Annotated in this window: 15 protein-coding genes and 1 riboswitch; of the genes, 8 read left to right on the top strand and 7 right to left on the bottom strand. The window is 69.5% G+C overall.

Annotation, left to right across the window (positions count from 1 at the left end; genetic code table 11):
- Nucleotides 1-33 precede the first annotated feature (33 nt).
- Nucleotides 34-627 (top strand): TetR/AcrR family transcriptional regulator, encoded by a 594-nt coding sequence (locus ACGFX9_RS33460; RefSeq protein WP_393481875.1) that lies wholly within the window; start codon nucleotides 34-36, stop codon nucleotides 625-627.
- Nucleotides 628-851: 224 nt separating this feature from the next.
- On the opposite strand, the gene ACGFX9_RS33455 is transcribed toward ACGFX9_RS33460, so the two are convergent.
- Nucleotides 852-1,595 carry a transglycosylase SLT domain-containing protein gene (locus ACGFX9_RS33455; RefSeq protein ID WP_393481872.1) on the bottom strand — a complete coding sequence of 248 codons (744 nt, stop codon included), beginning with the start codon at nucleotides 1,593-1,595 and terminating at the stop codon, nucleotides 852-854.
- A gap of 4 nt (nucleotides 1,596-1,599) precedes the next feature.
- A riboswitch (cyclic di-AMP (ydaO/yuaA leader) is annotated at nucleotides 1,600-1,796 on the bottom strand.
- Nucleotides 1,797-2,424: 628 nt separating this feature from the next.
- Between ACGFX9_RS33455 and ACGFX9_RS33450 the strand changes: the two genes are divergently transcribed.
- A complete protein-coding gene (locus ACGFX9_RS33450) occupies nucleotides 2,425-2,796 on the top strand; it encodes a hypothetical protein (protein WP_393481869.1) in 372 nt (123 codons plus the stop codon).
- A 50-nt stretch (nucleotides 2,797-2,846) separates the two neighbouring features.
- Here the strand turns inward: ACGFX9_RS33450 and ACGFX9_RS33445 are convergent, their stop codons facing one another.
- Both ACGFX9_RS33445 and ACGFX9_RS33440 read right to left on the bottom strand, forming a co-directional pair.
- Entirely contained in the window at nucleotides 2,847-3,278 is a 432-nt protein-coding gene (locus ACGFX9_RS33445; RefSeq protein WP_393481866.1) for a DUF6299 family protein, read from the bottom strand.
- Between the two features lie 102 nt (nucleotides 3,279-3,380).
- Nucleotides 3,381-4,007: a class I SAM-dependent methyltransferase gene (locus ACGFX9_RS33440; RefSeq protein WP_393481864.1), complete on the bottom strand. Its 627-nt coding sequence runs from the start codon at nucleotides 4,005-4,007 to the stop codon at nucleotides 3,381-3,383.
- Between the two features lie 63 nt (nucleotides 4,008-4,070).
- Here ACGFX9_RS33440 and ACGFX9_RS33435 point away from each other — a divergent pair, with 63 nt between their 5' ends.
- The gene (locus ACGFX9_RS33435) at nucleotides 4,071-4,733 is read left to right on the top strand and encodes a TetR/AcrR family transcriptional regulator (protein WP_393481861.1); all 663 of its coding nucleotides are present in this window, start codon (nucleotides 4,071-4,073) and stop codon (nucleotides 4,731-4,733) included.
- A 71-nt stretch (nucleotides 4,734-4,804) separates the two neighbouring features.
- On the opposite strand, the gene ACGFX9_RS33430 is transcribed toward ACGFX9_RS33435, so the two are convergent.
- The 4 genes from ACGFX9_RS33430 to ACGFX9_RS33415 all read right to left on the bottom strand — a co-directional run bounded on the left by ACGFX9_RS33430 (nucleotide 4,805) and on the right by ACGFX9_RS33415 (nucleotide 9,112).
- The gene (locus ACGFX9_RS33430) at nucleotides 4,805-5,716 is read right to left on the bottom strand and encodes a 5-dehydro-4-deoxyglucarate dehydratase (protein WP_393481858.1); all 912 of its coding nucleotides are present in this window, start codon (nucleotides 5,714-5,716) and stop codon (nucleotides 4,805-4,807) included.
- A gap of 11 nt (nucleotides 5,717-5,727) precedes the next feature.
- Nucleotides 5,728-6,723 carry a 2-hydroxyacid dehydrogenase gene (locus ACGFX9_RS33425; RefSeq protein WP_393481855.1) on the bottom strand — a complete coding sequence of 332 codons (996 nt, stop codon included), beginning with the start codon at nucleotides 6,721-6,723 and terminating at the stop codon, nucleotides 5,728-5,730.
- 7 nt (nucleotides 6,724-6,730) lie between these two features.
- On the bottom strand, nucleotides 6,731-8,005 hold the full coding sequence (locus ACGFX9_RS33420; protein ID WP_393481852.1) for a glucarate dehydratase family protein: 1,275 nt from the start codon (nucleotides 8,003-8,005) through the stop codon (nucleotides 6,731-6,733).
- A 117-nt stretch (nucleotides 8,006-8,122) separates the two neighbouring features.
- Nucleotides 8,123-9,112, bottom strand: coding sequence for a 2-hydroxyacid dehydrogenase (locus ACGFX9_RS33415; RefSeq protein ID WP_393481849.1), 990 nt, complete (start codon nucleotides 9,110-9,112; stop codon nucleotides 8,123-8,125).
- Between the two features lie 236 nt (nucleotides 9,113-9,348).
- On the opposite strand from ACGFX9_RS33415, the gene ACGFX9_RS33410 reads away from it, so the two are divergent.
- The 5 genes from ACGFX9_RS33410 to ACGFX9_RS33390 are packed head-to-tail and all read left to right on the top strand — an operon-like array spanning nucleotide 9,349 to nucleotide 14,841.
- A complete protein-coding gene (locus ACGFX9_RS33410; protein WP_393481846.1) occupies nucleotides 9,349-10,887 on the top strand; it encodes an ABC transporter substrate-binding protein in 1,539 nt (512 codons plus the stop codon).
- Between the two features lies 1 nt (nucleotide 10,888).
- Entirely contained in the window at nucleotides 10,889-11,818 is a 930-nt protein-coding gene (locus ACGFX9_RS33405; protein ID WP_393481843.1) for an ABC transporter permease, read from the top strand.
- A gap of 14 nt (nucleotides 11,819-11,832) precedes the next feature.
- Nucleotides 11,833-12,792, top strand: coding sequence for an ABC transporter permease (locus ACGFX9_RS33400; protein ID WP_393481841.1), 960 nt, complete (start codon nucleotides 11,833-11,835; stop codon nucleotides 12,790-12,792).
- A complete protein-coding gene (locus ACGFX9_RS33395; RefSeq protein ID WP_393481839.1) occupies nucleotides 12,789-13,802 on the top strand; it encodes an ABC transporter ATP-binding protein in 1,014 nt (337 codons plus the stop codon). The genes ACGFX9_RS33400 and ACGFX9_RS33395 overlap by 4 nt, the downstream gene beginning before the upstream one ends.
- Nucleotides 13,795-14,841, top strand: coding sequence for an ABC transporter ATP-binding protein (locus ACGFX9_RS33390; RefSeq protein WP_393481836.1), 1,047 nt, complete (start codon nucleotides 13,795-13,797; stop codon nucleotides 14,839-14,841). The genes ACGFX9_RS33395 and ACGFX9_RS33390 overlap by 8 nt, the downstream gene beginning before the upstream one ends.
- Nucleotides 14,842-14,852 lie beyond the last annotated feature (11 nt).

Below are 14,852 nucleotides of genomic sequence, written 5' to 3'. Positions count from 1 at the left end.
ATGAACGGAAAGATGAACGGAAAGGGGGATGCCATGGTGCGAGCACTGCGAGCCGATGCCGAACGCAGTGTGCGCGCGATCCTGGAGGCGGCCGAGAGGGTGTTCGCCGAGGATCCTGGTGCGTCGATGGAACAGATCGCCGAGGCTGCCGGCCTGGCCAGGACGACGGTGCACCGGCGGTTCGCGAACCGCCAGGCCCTCGTCGAGGCACTGGCCGCCTCCGCGAAGCAGCAGCTCACCGAAGCGATCGATGACGCCCACCTGGAATCCGCTCCACCGCTCGTCGCGCTGCACCGCGCCACCGCGAACACGCTGCGGGTCAAAGGCGCGTGGCAGTTCACGCTCGGCAGCCCCCTGGCACAGAACCGCATGGCCAAGGAGGTCTGGTCGGAGATCAACGCCCGGTCTCTGGCCTTCCTGGCCCGGGCGCAGCGCGAGGGGTTCCTCGATCCGGCCGCGGACCTCGAGTGGACGCGGCGGGTCTATTACGCCCTCATCGGCGAGGCCCTGCACGGGCCCGGTGCCTCGGACGACCCGCGGGCGCAGGACCCGGACGCGCTGGCCACGCGCATCGTCGACACGCTGTTGCGTGGCGCTGGACCGCGCGACGGAAGGCACCGGGGCTGAGAGAAAGGCGACGGCCGCCCCGGGTGTCAGCGCTGCTCAGCGTGGACCTGGGCGCGCATGGCCGGCGCGCGGGTGGTGGGGTGGTAGGCCCGCCTACCGTCGAACCACGGCCGTGAGACAAGCCGCCTCACGCAGCCGACCGAACCCAACTGGCCGAGCTGGTCTCCGGTAGGTGATGTCGTCGGCCAGGACGACCATCACTACCGGAGACCTCGGAGAAAGGCCTAGTACGGGCCGTTGACGTTGTCCATCGAGCCGTAGCGGTCGGCCGCGTAGTTGCAGGCGGCCGTGATGTTGGCGACCGGGTCGAAGCTGTCCGTCGAGGTGCCGGGCACGTGGTAGGCGTCGAACGTGGGGGCGATGACCTGCAGGAGTCCCTTGGACGGGGTTCCCGCGGCAGCGTTGACGTCCCAGTTGTTGATGGCCAGCGGGTTGCCGGAGGACTCGCGCATGATGTTGCGGTGGATGCCCTCGTAGGAGCCGGGGATGCCGTGCTGGGCCATGATGTCGAGCGACTCCTTGATCCAGCCGTCGAGGTCGTTGGTGTACGACTTCTTCGCCGGGGCAACGGCGGGCTCGGCGGCGGCCGCGTTGTCGCGCGAGGAGCGGTCGGCACGCTCGGCGGACGCCTTGGAGGCGGCCGGGCCTTCCGCGCCGAGGGTGAGCTTCAGACCGGGGTGGATCAGCTTCGGGTCGCCGCCGAGAGCGCTCCGATTGTCCTGGTACAGCTTCTTCCAGCCGCCGTCGATGGAGTGCTCTCGGGCGATCTTGGCGAGGGAGTCACCCGCGGCGACGACGTAGGTCTTGGGGGCCGCGGCAGGCTTGGCGGCCGTGCCGGCCTGCGCCGCCTCGGCGCCGGTCGCGCCGAGCACCGGGAGGACGAGCACGGCTCCGCCCGTGCCTACGGCGGCGATGCCCCGGGTGAGCGAGCTGGACTTGGGGCGGCGGTGCTTTCCCTTTGCGGGCATGAAGAATTCCTCTCCGTCGCCTGCGAGGTGAGCTGTCGGGTTCGGACGGGAGATGTCCGGTCGCACTGTGAATGCGACTTCACCCCGAGCCGTTCCGGAATCCGGATCGGCGGCTTACCTGGGTTCCCCGCTCCTGCCGTACGTAAGTGAGTGGGTGGGGGACGGCTTCCGGACAGCGGCAGGATTCGGCGTTCCATCCGGATTGACGGTGACGTTAAGCGAGAAAGCCCGGACGAAACAAGGCAAGAATTCGAATGGGGAATGTGACGAGGCCTCATGCCCTTCTTGATCGAAAGGCTCAACTTTCTTTGTCCGGAATGGAAGCGCGTCGACCGGATCTAGGGGCCGGGGGTTCATCGGTGTGACCCGTTTCACTGAACAGGGAGCAACGTGAACGCTGTTCGCCGAATAGCAGAGCGTTTCATTTCGCACGAGTGGTAGCAATACGGGCGGACCATTACGTGCAGCACTAATGACGGGCGTAAGCGACCTTATGGTGCGAACCGGACGTAGTTCGGGTGTTACTTTTCATGTCAAAAGGGGCACTCCGTCATCGATGTCGCCCCGGCCATGCGTGGCTGCGTGCAAGCTCCCGGCCTGTGTCCGAGAAGCGTTGACTCTGCTCCGGGACTGGCTTCGGAATATGACGCCTCAGCAACTCCCTTAGAAATATCGCATCTTGGGAATTGCCTTCGGATTTCAGAGAGTGACTCTCTTTCAACTGGAAGTCCCAGCTGCCGAGCCCGCCCGTGTGGCGGGACGTATTGGCCGGGGCAGCTGGAATCTGGCACTGCGGAGCGGCGAGGAAACACAGAGCCAACTTGACGCCGTGGCGAGGGTGCAGAGCGCGGTCGCGGACGCCGGCGTCGACGACGTCTGGTTCTCGGAGAAGATCGAGCCGACCGGAAAGGCGGTGCTTCGTCTGCGCGGGCCCAGCCCGGCAGTCGTACCAGAAACGGGCAACTCGCAACCGGGGACGCTGATTTTGGTCGAAGGCGCCCTGCCCGAGCCCTGGCGCCGTCTCCCCGATCCCGTGCCCGACGCGGTACACGTCCCTTCGGCGGACCCGGAGTTGCTCGAGCGGACCCTCCGCGAGCGGCTGCCCGCGGACTGGGGCGGTGGCCAGGAGGCGGTGAACCGTGTGTGCGAAGCGATCGGCTGCGAGCTCTCCGCCATGGAGGCGGTCAAGCGCCGTAGCTGACCCCGTCGGGTCAGCTACGGCGCTCGGAGAACAGAGCGTGCTGCACTCCGTCAGTGCAGTTTGACCTGTGCCTCCTCTTGGGCGAGCGGCTGCGGCAGAGGCAGGCCGGACTTGGTGGCCAGCTTCATCAGGTGCGCACGCACGGTGACCTCGCCCGGCTTGTACTGCGTGTTCGTGCCACGGCTGGTGTTGGTCCACTCGCGGACCTGCCCGTCGCAGACCGCGAGGGTGCCGCCGACCCCGGTGGACGTGTAGCCCTTCACGAGGGCGCTGCTGACGAACACCGGGCCGGGGGTGCCATCGGACAGACAGCGGTAGGTGCCGGAGAGCGTGACGGTGCCGTCGGGCGCGATCGTGCCGGTGCGGTTCACGGTCACGCTGTTGGCCGGGGCCGGGGCTGGGGCCGCGTGCACGGGGGCGGGGAGTGCGAGTACCGCGCTGGTCAGGGCCAGTGCGGCAAGGGTGCGTTTCGAGATCTTCATGCCCTGCGAAACGACCACTCCCGCCTGTGGTTCTGACGCACTCGGCCAAACGGAGGCCATCGCGCTACTGGCGAAGCGCCGGGAGCCGGTCGGCTTTCACGCTCATGCCGTGGCGGCGACGCGGTGCAGCGTGAACCAGAACGTCGGGACCGGGTTCGTGCCGGGCGTCACGTCGGTCAGCCGCCACCCGGCGAACCTGGCGCCGAGTTCGTCCGCGGTGACGCCGGAGATCGGGTCGTCGAATGCCTCAGGGCCGTAGCCGAACATCAGCAGTCGTGCACCGGGGGCGGCACGCTTCGTGAGACCGGCCGCGTAGGCGTCGCGGCGGTGCGGTGGAATACCGCAGTAACAGCTCAGGTCGAAGAACAGGTCGTACGGGCCGGGCACGCCCACTTCGTCGAGTCGGGTGGCGTCCCCGCACAGCACCGTGACGTCCGCCCCGCCCGCGGCGGCCTTCTCCCTCGCCTGCCGGACCGCGCGGTCGACCAGGTCGACGGCCGCCACCCGCCAGCCGTGCCGGGCCAGGTACACCGCATTGGTCCCGGTGCCGCAGCCGAGTTCGAGGGCCCGGCCCGGCATCAGCGCGCCGGGCCCCTCTACCAGGGCCACGAGCTCGGGCGGCGTGATGCCACAGTCCCACGGCGGTTTGCCCTCCCGGTAGAAGTCCTCCAACTCCCGGCGCACAGCAGCCTCTTGATCGAGCTCCACAGTCGTCCGAGTCTCACTCATCGCTACCCCTCCAACGAACTAGAGTTCATCTCTAGTGGCTGACTCTAGAGATAGACTCCTGGCATGGATGTGGTCAAGGGATCCGACGGACAGAACGTCAAGCGCCCCGACAAACGGGCCGAGCGCTCACGGCTCACCCGCGAGAAGATCGTCGCGGCGGCGCGCGACCTGTTCGTCGCGCAGGGGTACGGCGCGACAAGCCTTCAGGAGGTTGCGGATCGCGCGGGTGTGGCTGTTCAGACCGTGTACTTCGTGTTCCGTAACAAGCGCGCGCTGTTCAAGGACGTCGTAGACACGTCCATCGCGGGCGACACCGAGCCGATCGCCACGATGGACCGGGACTGGTTCCGCGCCGCGTGCGCCGAGCCCACCGCGGCCGGGCAGTTGCGCGCCCACGTGCGGGGCGTACGCGACATCCTCGGCCGTGTCGCCCCGATGGTGCCGCTGATCGCGGCTGCGGCGGCCACGGACGCGGAGATCGCCGCTCAGTGGCCCGCGGGCCCCGACCCGCGCTACACCGTCCAGCATGCCGCGGCGAAGGCACTGACCTCCAAGCCCGACGCTCGCCCCGACGTCGACACCGCCCGTGCCGCGGACCTGCTGTACGGGTTGCTCAGCCCGGAGCTGTATCTGGTCTTTGTCCGCAACCGGGGCTGGTCCCCCGAGGCCTGGGAAGAGTGGGCCTGCGCGGCCCTCACCGCCCAACTCTGCGCCGACCACGAGTAGTCCACCGACCCTTCGGCGACAGCGCCGGGTGTGAGGCGCTCAGTGTGCTGCTCAGCGCCATCGCCGCAAGCTCAAGAAGCGAGCACAGCCCGCCCCTCGGCGATGATGGCGGCGAGCTTCTCCGTCTCCGGCTCCGTGAGGGACGTGAGCGGCGGGCGGACCGGGCCGGCCTTGACGCCCGACAGGGTCACCCCTGCCTTGACCAGACCTACCGCGTACCCCGGGACGCGTTGGCGCAGCCGGACCAAGGGGTGGAAGAAAGTGCGCTGAAGCGCGTCGATCCGGTGGTGGTCCGCCTCCTCGATCGCGCGGTGGAAGGCGAGAGAGACGTCGGGTGCGAACGCGAAGGCGGCCGAGGAGTACAGCTTGACGCCCAGAGCCCGGTAGGCCGGCTGGCTCGCTTCCGCCGTGGGCATGCCGTTGAAGAACTGGAAGCCTTTGCCGGACGCGCCGAGGGCCTCACGCACGGCGGGCACGATGCGGGCCACCAGGTCGAGGTCCCCGGTGCCGTCCTTCAGGCCGACCACGGTGGGCAGTTGGGCGACCGCCGCTGCCGAGCGTTCGTCGAAGCGGGCGTTCGCCCGGTTGTAGACGATGACCGGCAGGTCGGTCTCCCGGGCGACGGCATCGACGTAGGCGACAAGTCCATCGGCGGGCGACTCGACCAGGTACGGGGGCATGAGCAGCAGGCCGTCCGCGCCCGCCTCTGCCGCGGACCGGGCGAACTGCCGGGCCAGGCCCAGGGCGCCGCCCACCCCGGCATACACCGGAACGCGTCCCGCTGTGGCTTCGACGGCGGTACGGGTGACCGCGGCGAACTCCTCGCGGTCCAGGGCGTGGAACTCGCCGGTGCCGCAGGCGACGAACACGCCGCCGGGGCCCGCGTCCACGCCGGCCGTGACGTGTTGGCGCAGGGCCTCGAGATCGAGGTCACCGGTAGCGGTGAACGGGGTGACGGGGAAGAAGAGAACGCCTTCGAGCATGGACGGTTTCCTCACTTCGACGGGGAGGCGGGGGCGGAGCGGACGGACACGACGTGGGGGAGGGGCTCTGCGCGCTCGAGGCGGCCGATGTTGTCGGCGATCTCCGCCGCGCGCGCCGCGAAGGTGTCGGTGGTGTGGCCCGAGTGGTGTGGAGTCATGAGTACGTTCGGCAGGTCGTGGAAGGGCAGCCGACTCGGCGCGTGCGGCGGGGCGGACCACCACACGTCGAGTGCGGCGCCCCGGATGGTGCGGTCCCGGAGCGCCTCGTAGAGCGCTTCTTCCTGTACGACCGGCCCTCGGGCGACGTTGATCAGGAGTGACTCGGGCCCCATGGCAGCCAGTTCGGCGGGGCCGATGAGTGCGTTGGTGGCTGGGCTCAGGGGGACCGTGACCACGACGATGTCGGATTCGGCGAGGAGTTCGGGCAGCCGGTCGTTGCCGCCGATCCAGTCGGGCCGCAGGTCGGCGGGGACCGGGGCAGAGGGGTCACGCCGCACGGCCCGCACCCGCAGGCCGACCGCCTGGCACAGCCGGGCGACCTCGGTGCCGGTCTCGCCGAACCCGATGATTCCCACGCGGCGGCCGAACAGCGTGGTGCCGAAGGGGAGTTCGGAGTCGACGGCCACATTGCGCCACTGACCGTCGCGCAGTGCGCGGTCGGCGCCGAGTACGTCGCGGGAGAGCATGGTCGCGGACATGAGGACGTGCTCGGCGATGGAGCGGCCGTGGTGGTGGGTGGTGGCCACCGCTACCCCGGGGCCGAGCGCGTCCAGCGGAATGCCGTCGTAGCCGGCGCCGACGACGTGGACGAGGCGTAGCCGCGCGGCTCGCCGGGCGTCCTCGGCGCGCAGCTTCGTGCCGACGTAGACCTCGACGTCGGGGAGGGCGGCGGAGATCCGTTCAGGGTCCCAGCCGCAGGCCTCCAGCCAGGTGTGTTGGCCTTCCGTGCGCGCCTTGAGCTGCTCGTGGAACCGGCTCAGGATGTGGTGGTTGAGCATGATGCGCATGAGTGGGTCACCACCGGGGGTTCTTGGTCGTGAACGACGGCTCGAAGCGGCGCATGTATCCGGTGTCGTCGCGGTCCCGCACCCCGCAGTCCAGGAACTGTTGGTGCAGCCGGGCGAGCGCGCCCCGGTCGAGCTCCACGCCGAGACCGGGAGCCGTCGGTACGGCGACACTGCCCTCGCTGAACCGCAGTACAGCCGGGTCCACCACGTCCTCGTCCGGCCGCTTCCAAGGCCAGTGCGTGTCACAGGCGTAGGTCAGACGGGGTGTCGCCGCCGCCAGGTGGGTCATCGCCGCGAGGCTGATGCCCAGATGCGAGTTGGAGTGCATGGAGACTCCGAGCCCGAAGGTCTCGCAGATCGCGGCGAGTTGACCGCAGCGCCGCAGACCGCCCCAGAAGTGGTGGTCGGACAGGACGATGCCCACCGCTCCCTGGGCGACGGCCGGGGCGAGGTCGTCGAAGGAGACCACGCACATGTTGGTGGCCAGCGGGGTCGAGGTCTGCCTGGCCACGGACGCCATGGCCTCGATTCCCTCGGTCGGGTCCTCCAGGTACTGCAGGACTCCGTCCAGCTCGTGCGCGACGCGCAGTGAAGTCTCCCTGCTCCAGACGGCGTTGGGGTCGAGGCGCAGTGGCAGCTTCGGAAAGGCCTTCCGCAGCGCTCTGATCGCCGCGATCTCCTCGTCCGGCGGGAAGACGCCGCCCTTGAGCTTGATGGAGGAGAAGCCGTACTGGTCGATCATGCGGCGGGCCTGGTCGACCAGGCCCGCCGGGTCGAGGGCCCCACCCCAGTCGTCGTCTTCCTGGCCGGGGTGAGCCGCCCACTTGTAGAAGAGGTACGCGCTGTAGGGGACCAAGGGACGCACGGCTCCGCCCAGCAGGTCGCAGACCGGCCGGCCCACGAGCTTGCCCTGGATGTCCAGGCATGCGACGTCGAAGGGGGACATGACCCGGTCCACGGCGCTGCTGCCGGTGACCATCCCGGCCATCCCGTCGCCACCCGTGGTGTCGGCGCCCAGTGCGCGCGTGGTGCGGGCGATCAGGTCGTTGAGGCTCCAGACCTCCATGCCGACGAGCTCGGTGGCGGCTCGGCGCAGCCGCTCCAGGTGGAGCGTGCCGCCGTAGGTCTCGCCGACGCCGCTGACCCCGCTCTCCGTGGTGATCTCCACGATGGTGCGGAGCGCGAAGGGCTCGTGCACGCCGACCGAGTTGAGGAGGGGGTGGTCCCGGAAGGCCACGGGGGTGACGGTGACGTCGACGATGCGTTCGGAGGTGCTTGCCATACTGCCATCCTCATATGTAGACGGCGTTCTCATTTGTAGACAGTTGTATGCGTGGGCGTACGCCGGTGTCAATGGGGCGACTTCGTATCGGCGATCAGCATGAGGACTTCGCGGGACTCAGCGGGCGGCGGTCTCCGGCACCGGGGTGAGCAGGCATCCCTCGGTCATGAACCGCTGGACGTTGCGCAGGACCAGATCGCCCATCGCCTCGCGCGTCTCCCGTGTGGCGCTGGCGATGTGCGGGAGCACCACCACCCGGCCCGACTTCAGCAGCGCCCGCGGCACGTTCGGTTCGTCCGCGAAGACGTCGAGTGCCGCGCCCGCGATCCGGCCCGCCTCGACCGCGGAGACCAGGGCCGGCTCGTCGACGACACTGCCCCGCGCGACGTTGACCAGGTATCCCTGCGGCCCGAGCGCGTCCAGCACCGCCGCCGAGACGAGGCCTTGGGTGTCCTTGCCGCCCGCGGCGGTGACGACGAGCGCGTCGCACGCCTCGGCAAGCGCCTCCGCGGTGGGCAGATGGGTGTAGTTCACGTCGGGGACCGGCCTGCGTGAGCAGTACGAGATCTGTACGCCGAAGCCCTCCAGGCGCAGTGCGACGGCCCGGCCGATACGGCCGAGACCCAGGATGCCGATCCGCTTCCCGCTCACCCGGGAGGCGAGCGGGAAGGGCGCGACGCTCCAACTCCCCTCGCGTACGTACCGGTCGGCTGCCGATATCCGGCGCATGACGTCGATCAGGGCGCCGACGGCGAGGTCGGCCACGCAGTCGGTGAGCACGTCGGGGGTGTTGCTGACGTCGATGCCCCTGGCCCGGGCCCGGGCCACGTTCGTGGTCTCGTAACCGACGCCGAAGTGGATGATCGCCCCCAACTTCGGCAGGGCGTCCATGAGTTCCTCGCTGACGCCGGTCCGTGCGCTGGTCACCGCGGCCACCACGTCACTCCCGTGATCGCGCAGAAAGGCGGCCGGGTCGGGGAGTTCCGACAGGCGGACCGTGCGGTAGCGCTCGGCAAGAGCGCTCTCCAGGGAGGGGAGCAGCGGGGACACCTGGAGCAGGGTGCCCGGGGTGTCGGGGGAGCTGGGGATGTGGTCGGGGCGTGGCAAGGCGACACTCCTGTCGTCGTCGAAGGGGATGCGCGATCTCTTGACGCTGCCGCGGTGGCTGATTAGCTTCGACGTTCACAGATGCGGACTGAGTACGCAAGTGTAGACAGCTTGTTGTGACCGGCCCCCGCACCCTGTGCTCAGAACGCGACACATCGGCACTTCCCCGGAGACACGCGACGATGAAGTCCTCCGTTCCATCCACCCAGCGCGCCAGGCGCAGGCGGCCCCGCGCGATGATCGCGACGCTTCTCGCGGGCGCCCTCCTGCCGGCCAGTGGGTGCGCCGTGGCCAACAGCGCGGGCGGCGAGAGCGGCAGCGCCGACGGCCGCACGCTGCGCGTGGTGCTCACCCAGGAACCGCCGACCCTGGAACCCTGCGAGGCGTCACTGACCGGCACCGGGGTCGTCGTCCGGTCCAACATCACCGAGCCCCTGGTGGAACGAGATCCCGCCTCCGGTGAGCTGAATCCCTTGCTGGCGACCGGCTGGAAGAAGACCGGAGCGCGCACCTGGGCCTTCGACACACGCTCCGGGGTGACCTTCCAGAACGGCGCGGCCTTCACCGCGAAGGACGCCGCCTTCTCCATCGACAGGGCGGTCAACTCCGACCTCGCGTGCAACGTCGAGGGCTACGTCTTCGGCAACGACGACCTCAAGGTGAAGGCGGTGAGCGACAGCCGACTGACCGTCACCACCGAGAAGCCCGACCCCATCCTGCCGCTGCGCCTGAGCTTCGTGGAGATCGTGCCCCGCACGACCGACACCAAGGCCAAGGTGCGCATCCCGATCGGCACCGGCCCCTACGCCGTCCGCTCCTGGCAGCCCGGAGCGGCCATCTCCCTGAGCCGGTTCGGCGACTACTGGGGCGACGCCCCGTCCTTCGCACGCGCCCGCTACGTCTGGCGGTCCGATGCCAGCGTACGCGCGGCCATGATCGACAAGGACGAGGCGGAAATCGCCGTGGCCCTCGACCCGATGGAGGCGCAGAAGGACACCACGGTCGCCTACCCCAACAACGAGACGACGGCGCTGCGCCTCGACGGCCGCGAGGCCCCGCTCGACGATCTGCGGGTACGCCGCGCGATCGACCTGGCCGTTGACCGCGAGGGCATCATCGACGCCCTGCTCGGTGGCCTTGCCGAACCGGCCGGCCAGTTGGTGCCACCCGGGGTGGTGGGACACAGCGAGAAGATCAAACCGACGGAACAGAACGTCGCCGAGGCCCGGGCCCTGGTCCAACAGGCGAAGGCCGACGGCGTACCCACCGGCCGTCAGATCACCCTGGTCGCCCGCAACGGCATGTTCTCCGGGGTGTCCGAGACGGCGGAGGCGCTCCAGTTCCAGATGGAGCAGATCGGCCTCGACGTCAAGGTCCGGATGGCCGACACCGCCACCCAACTCCAGTACCAGCTAAGGCCGTTGCCCAAGAACGTCGGGCCCATCGCCCTGCTGATCATGCACGGCAACCAGGCAGGTGACGCGGCCTTCACCACCAGCCAGTACCTGCTGAGCGACGGGCCCCAGTCCACGTTCGGCACCAAGGGCCTCGACCGGCGCATCGCCGAAGCGGGCGCGCTGTCCGGCGAGAAGCGCCAGAAGGCCTTCGCCGAGCGGCTCGCGGAGCAGAACGACTCCGTCGTCCAGTACACCCACATCGCCCACATGAGCGGACTGCTCGGCCTGTCACCGTCGATCCGGTACAAGCCGAACTCCGCCACCGGGGACGAACTGCGGCTGGCCGAGGTCAGCCCGACCAAGGCGGCGAAGCACTGACATGGTCCCCTTCCTGCGCAAGCGCATCATCTCCAGTGCCATACCCCTGGTCTGCGTGATCCTCGGCGTGTTCTTCCTGGCACGCATGACCGGCAACCCGGTCGACCTCTACCTCCCCCTCAGCGCCACCCCCGAGCAACGAGCGGACTTCTCCGCCGCACAGGGCTTCGACCGGGCGATCCCGGCACAGTTGTGGAACTACCTGGTCGACGCCCTGCACTTCGACTTCGGTACCTCGCTGCGGACCGGGCAGTCCGCGAGCTCGATGGTGACCGACGCCTTTCCCGTCACCCTTCAACTCGCCGGTGTGACCATGCTCCTGGCGATCACGGGAGCGGTGCTCGTCGGCAGCCTGGCCGCCTACCGCCCCAACTCCCTGATCGACAGGATCGCCAGCCTTCTCTCCATGACGGCCGCCAGCATCCCCGACTTCTGGTTCGCCATCATGGGCGTACTGGTCTTCGGCGTGAGCCTCGGGCTGCTGCCGACCTCGGGAACGCTCGGCGGCCCCGAGGTCTGGGTGCTGCCCATCGCGACCCTGCTGATCCGCCCGTTCGGCGTGCTCGTCCAGGTGGTCCGCGGCAGCATGGTCACCGCGCTCTCCGCGCCCTACGTCAAGATCGCCCGGAGCAAGGGCGCCACGCCCAAGCGGGTGGTCTTCGGACACGCCCTGCGCAACGCGGTGACACCGGTACTGACCGTCGCCGGTGACCTGGCGGTGGGTCTGGTCAACGGCGCGGTGATCGTCGAGACGATCTTCGGCTGGCCCGGCATCGGCAAGCTCATGATCGACTCCATCCTCCAGCGCGACTTCGCGGTGCTGCAGGCAGCCGTACTCCTGACCGCTGTGACGATCTTCGCCCTGAACATCCTCGTCGACGTCTGCCACGCCCTGACCGACCCCCGCGTGCGTCAGGCGGTGCCCGCGTGAGCGAAGGAAGCACCATGCCCCGAGAAGAGACCCCCGTCGCGGAAAGCGCCCCCTCCGAACGCAACCGGAAGCCGAGCTGGTGGCTGATGCTCGGCCGGGACCGGGCCGCGGCCGTCGCAGCCGTCGTCCTCGCCGTGGTCGCCCTCGTGGCCGTCTTCGGCCGGCTGTTCATAGGCGACCGCGCCCAACTGCAGAACCTGGACGCCTCCCTCCGCCCGCCGTCGCTGAGCGACGGGGTGTACGGGCTGCTCGGCACCGACGTCCTCGGTCGCAGCATCGTGGCCCGGCTGATCGACGCCGCCGCCACGACGCTGTCCGTGGCCGTTCCCGCGGTGCTGTGCTCGCTGGCGATCGGCTCGGTCCTCGGGCTGTGGGCCGGCTACCACGGCGGGCGCCGCGAGAGCGTGGCCATGCGGATCGCCGACGTGATCCTCAGCTTTCCCTCACTCCTCATCGCCGTGGTCGTCTTGTACGTCTTCTCGCCCAGCGCCACCAACATCGTGCTGATCCTGGCCGTGGCCCGCATCCCCGTATATCTGCGCACCGCGCGGGCGGAGGCGGCGGAGCTGCGGAGCCGGCTGTTCGTCGACGCGGCCCGTACCTTCGGCACACCCAGCCGGATGATCATCTACCGTCACATCCTGCCGATCGCCCTGCCGACACTTCTGACGGTCGCCACCCTCGACTTCTGTTTCGTGATGCTCACCGAATCGTCACTGAGCTTCCTGGGCATCGGGATTCAGCCCCCGGACGTGAGCTGGGGGCTGATGGTCGCCCAGGGGCGGCAGTACCTGCAGACCGCCTGGTGGATCACCGTGCTGCCCGGACTGGCCATCGTGCTCACCACGGTGTCCGCCACGGTGCTCGCCGCCTGGGCCCGCATCGCCACCGACCCCGCCCAGCGCTGGCGCCTGACGCTGCCCAAGAAGCGCCGTGCCGTCTCGGCCGCCGTACCTCCGGAGATGATCCCGTGACGACCACCACAAGCCCCGCTCCGTCCGGCACCGATACCCCGGCCCTCGAAGTCGAAGGCCTGTGCGTGGACTTGAGCACACCCTCCGGGACGGTACGCGCCGTGGACGGCGTGAGCTTCAGCGTCCGGCGCGGCCGTACCCTCGCCCTCCTGGGGGAGTCGGGCTGCGGCAAGTCGATGACCGCGCTCTCCGTGGTCGGACTGCTCGACCCCGCGGCCTCCGTGACCGGCGGCGCTGTCCGGGTGAGGGGCGACGACACCCTCCGTATGAGCGCCGCGGAACGCCGCAAGCTGGCGGGACCCGTCCTTTCGATCGTCTTCCAGGACGCGCTGACCGCCCTCAACCCGGTGCAGCCGGTCGGCAGACAGCTCGGCGAACCCTTCCGCATCCATCGCGGACTCTCTCGAAGTCAGGCCCGGGAGAAGGCGATCGAGTTGATGACGCGGGTGGGCATCCCCGAGCCCAGGGAGCGGGCCCGGTCCTACCCCCACCAGTTCTCCGGCGGCATGAGGCAGCGGCTGCTGATCGCGATGGCCGTCGCACTCGCCCCCGACGTGCTCATCGCCGACGAGCCCACCACCGCCCTCGACGTGACCGTGCAGGCACAGATCATGCGGCTGCTGCGGGACCTCCAGGACGAAGGGGACATGGCCCTCGTCCTGATCACCCACGACCTGGCCGTGGTCGCCCAACGCGCCGACGAGGTGGTCGTGATGTACGCGGGCACGGTCGTGGAGAACGGACCGGTGCACGACGTCTTCTCCGCGCCCCGCCACCCCTACACCCGGGGGCTGCTCGACTCGGTTCCCGAGGACAGCGTGCGCGGGCGGCCGTTGCCCGCCGTCCCCGGCAGCCCGCCCGAGCTGAGCGCGGTGCCTTCCGGCTGTGTCTTCCAAGCCCGTTGTCCGCTGGTGCGGGAGCGCTGCGTCCAGGAGCGGCCGTCCCTGCGTACGACGGGCGATGGCCGCATGGCCGCCTGCCACTTCTCCGAGGAGCTCGACCGTGTCTGAGTCCCGCGCCACCACCGCCACCACCGGGACGCGAGCGGAGGGTCCGCAGGAAGACCCACCGCTCCTCGAAGTCCGCGGGGTCACCAAGACCTTCGGCAGAGGTCGGCGCCGGCTGACCGCCCTCGACGGCGTGGACGTACGCATCGGGCGAGGACAGACCCTCGGTCTCGTCGGCGAGTCGGGCTGCGGCAAGTCCACCCTGGCCCGCGTACTGCTCGGTCTGGAGCGGCCGGACGCGGGCACCGTACGGTTCGACGGGATCGACCCCTTCGCCCTGCGCGGCAAGGAGTTGCTGGCCTGGCGACGCCGTGTCCAGATGGTCTTCCAGGACCCCTTCGCCTCGCTCAACGCACGCATGTCGGCCGCCGACCTGATCGGCGAACCCTGGCGCACCCACCGGGACGTCGTGCCGGGCGCGAAGGCCCAGGAGAAACGAACCCGCGAACTGCTGTCCCTGGTAGGCCTCCGCGAGAGCGACGCCCACCGCTACCCCAACGAGTTCTCCGGCGGCCAGCGCCAACGCATCGGCATCGCACGCGCGTTGGCCCTGGACCCCGACCTCATCGTCTGCGACGAGCCGGTCTCGGCCCTCGACCTGTCGGTGCAGGCCCAGGTCCTGAACGTACTCTCGGACCTGCGTACGCAGCTCGGCGTCACCTACGTGTTCATCTCCCACGACCTGTCCGTGGTGCGCTACATCTCCGACCGGGTGACGGTGATGTACCTGGGCAAGGTCATCGAACAAGGGGAGACGGAGGGGGTCTTCGAACGTCCCCAACACCCCTACACGGCCGCGCTGATGTCGGCGGCTCCCGTCCTGAACACGGCCCGCGACTCAAGCCCTCCGGAGATCCAGCTCCAGGGAGAGATCCCCTCTCCGTTCGACATCCCCTCCGGGTGTCGCTTCCGGACCCGATGCTGGCGCGCCGAAGACCTGTGCGCGAGCGAGACGCCGCCGGTCGTCTCCCGGAACACGGCGGACGGGACCGAACCCCACACGGCCCTGTGTCACTTCCCCCTGGAGACGGAGTCCGCGTGATGCGCCCGGCC

Origin of the sequence: Streptomyces sp. NPDC048436 (assembly GCF_043200355.1) — a bacterium.
In the GTDB taxonomy this organism is placed as follows: domain Bacteria; phylum Actinomycetota; class Actinomycetes; order Streptomycetales; family Streptomycetaceae; genus Streptomyces.
This window is presented reverse-complemented; position numbering and strand designations above follow the sequence as displayed.

Bases quoted from the DNA above. Each gene is read 5' to 3' on its own strand.
- ACGFX9_RS33455 (WP_393481872.1), bottom strand. From the start codon at position 1,595: ATGCCCGCAAAGGGAAAGCACCGCCGCCCCAAGTCCAGCTCGCTCACC.
- ACGFX9_RS33420 (WP_393481852.1), bottom strand. From the start codon at position 8,005: ATGGCAAGCACCTCCGAACGCATCGTCGACGTCACCGTCACCCCCGTG.
- ACGFX9_RS33400 (WP_393481841.1), top strand. From the start codon at position 11,833: ATGCCCCGAGAAGAGACCCCCGTCGCGGAAAGCGCCCCCTCCGAACGC.
- ACGFX9_RS33460 (WP_393481875.1), top strand. From the start codon at position 34: ATGGTGCGAGCACTGCGAGCCGATGCCGAACGCAGTGTGCGCGCGATC.
- ACGFX9_RS33430 (WP_393481858.1), bottom strand. From the start codon at position 5,716: ATGCTCGAAGGCGTTCTCTTCTTCCCCGTCACCCCGTTCACCGCTACC.
- ACGFX9_RS33440 (WP_393481864.1), bottom strand. From the start codon at position 4,007: ATGAGTGAGACTCGGACGACTGTGGAGCTCGATCAAGAGGCTGCTGTG.
- ACGFX9_RS33445 (WP_393481866.1), bottom strand. From the start codon at position 3,278: ATGAAGATCTCGAAACGCACCCTTGCCGCACTGGCCCTGACCAGCGCG.
- ACGFX9_RS33410 (WP_393481846.1), top strand. From the start codon at position 9,349: ATGATCGCGACGCTTCTCGCGGGCGCCCTCCTGCCGGCCAGTGGGTGC.
- ACGFX9_RS33425 (WP_393481855.1), bottom strand. From the start codon at position 6,723: ATGCGCATCATGCTCAACCACCACATCCTGAGCCGGTTCCACGAGCAG.
- ACGFX9_RS33435 (WP_393481861.1), top strand. From the start codon at position 4,071: ATGGATGTGGTCAAGGGATCCGACGGACAGAACGTCAAGCGCCCCGAC.
- ACGFX9_RS33405 (WP_393481843.1), top strand. From the start codon at position 10,889: ATGGTCCCCTTCCTGCGCAAGCGCATCATCTCCAGTGCCATACCCCTG.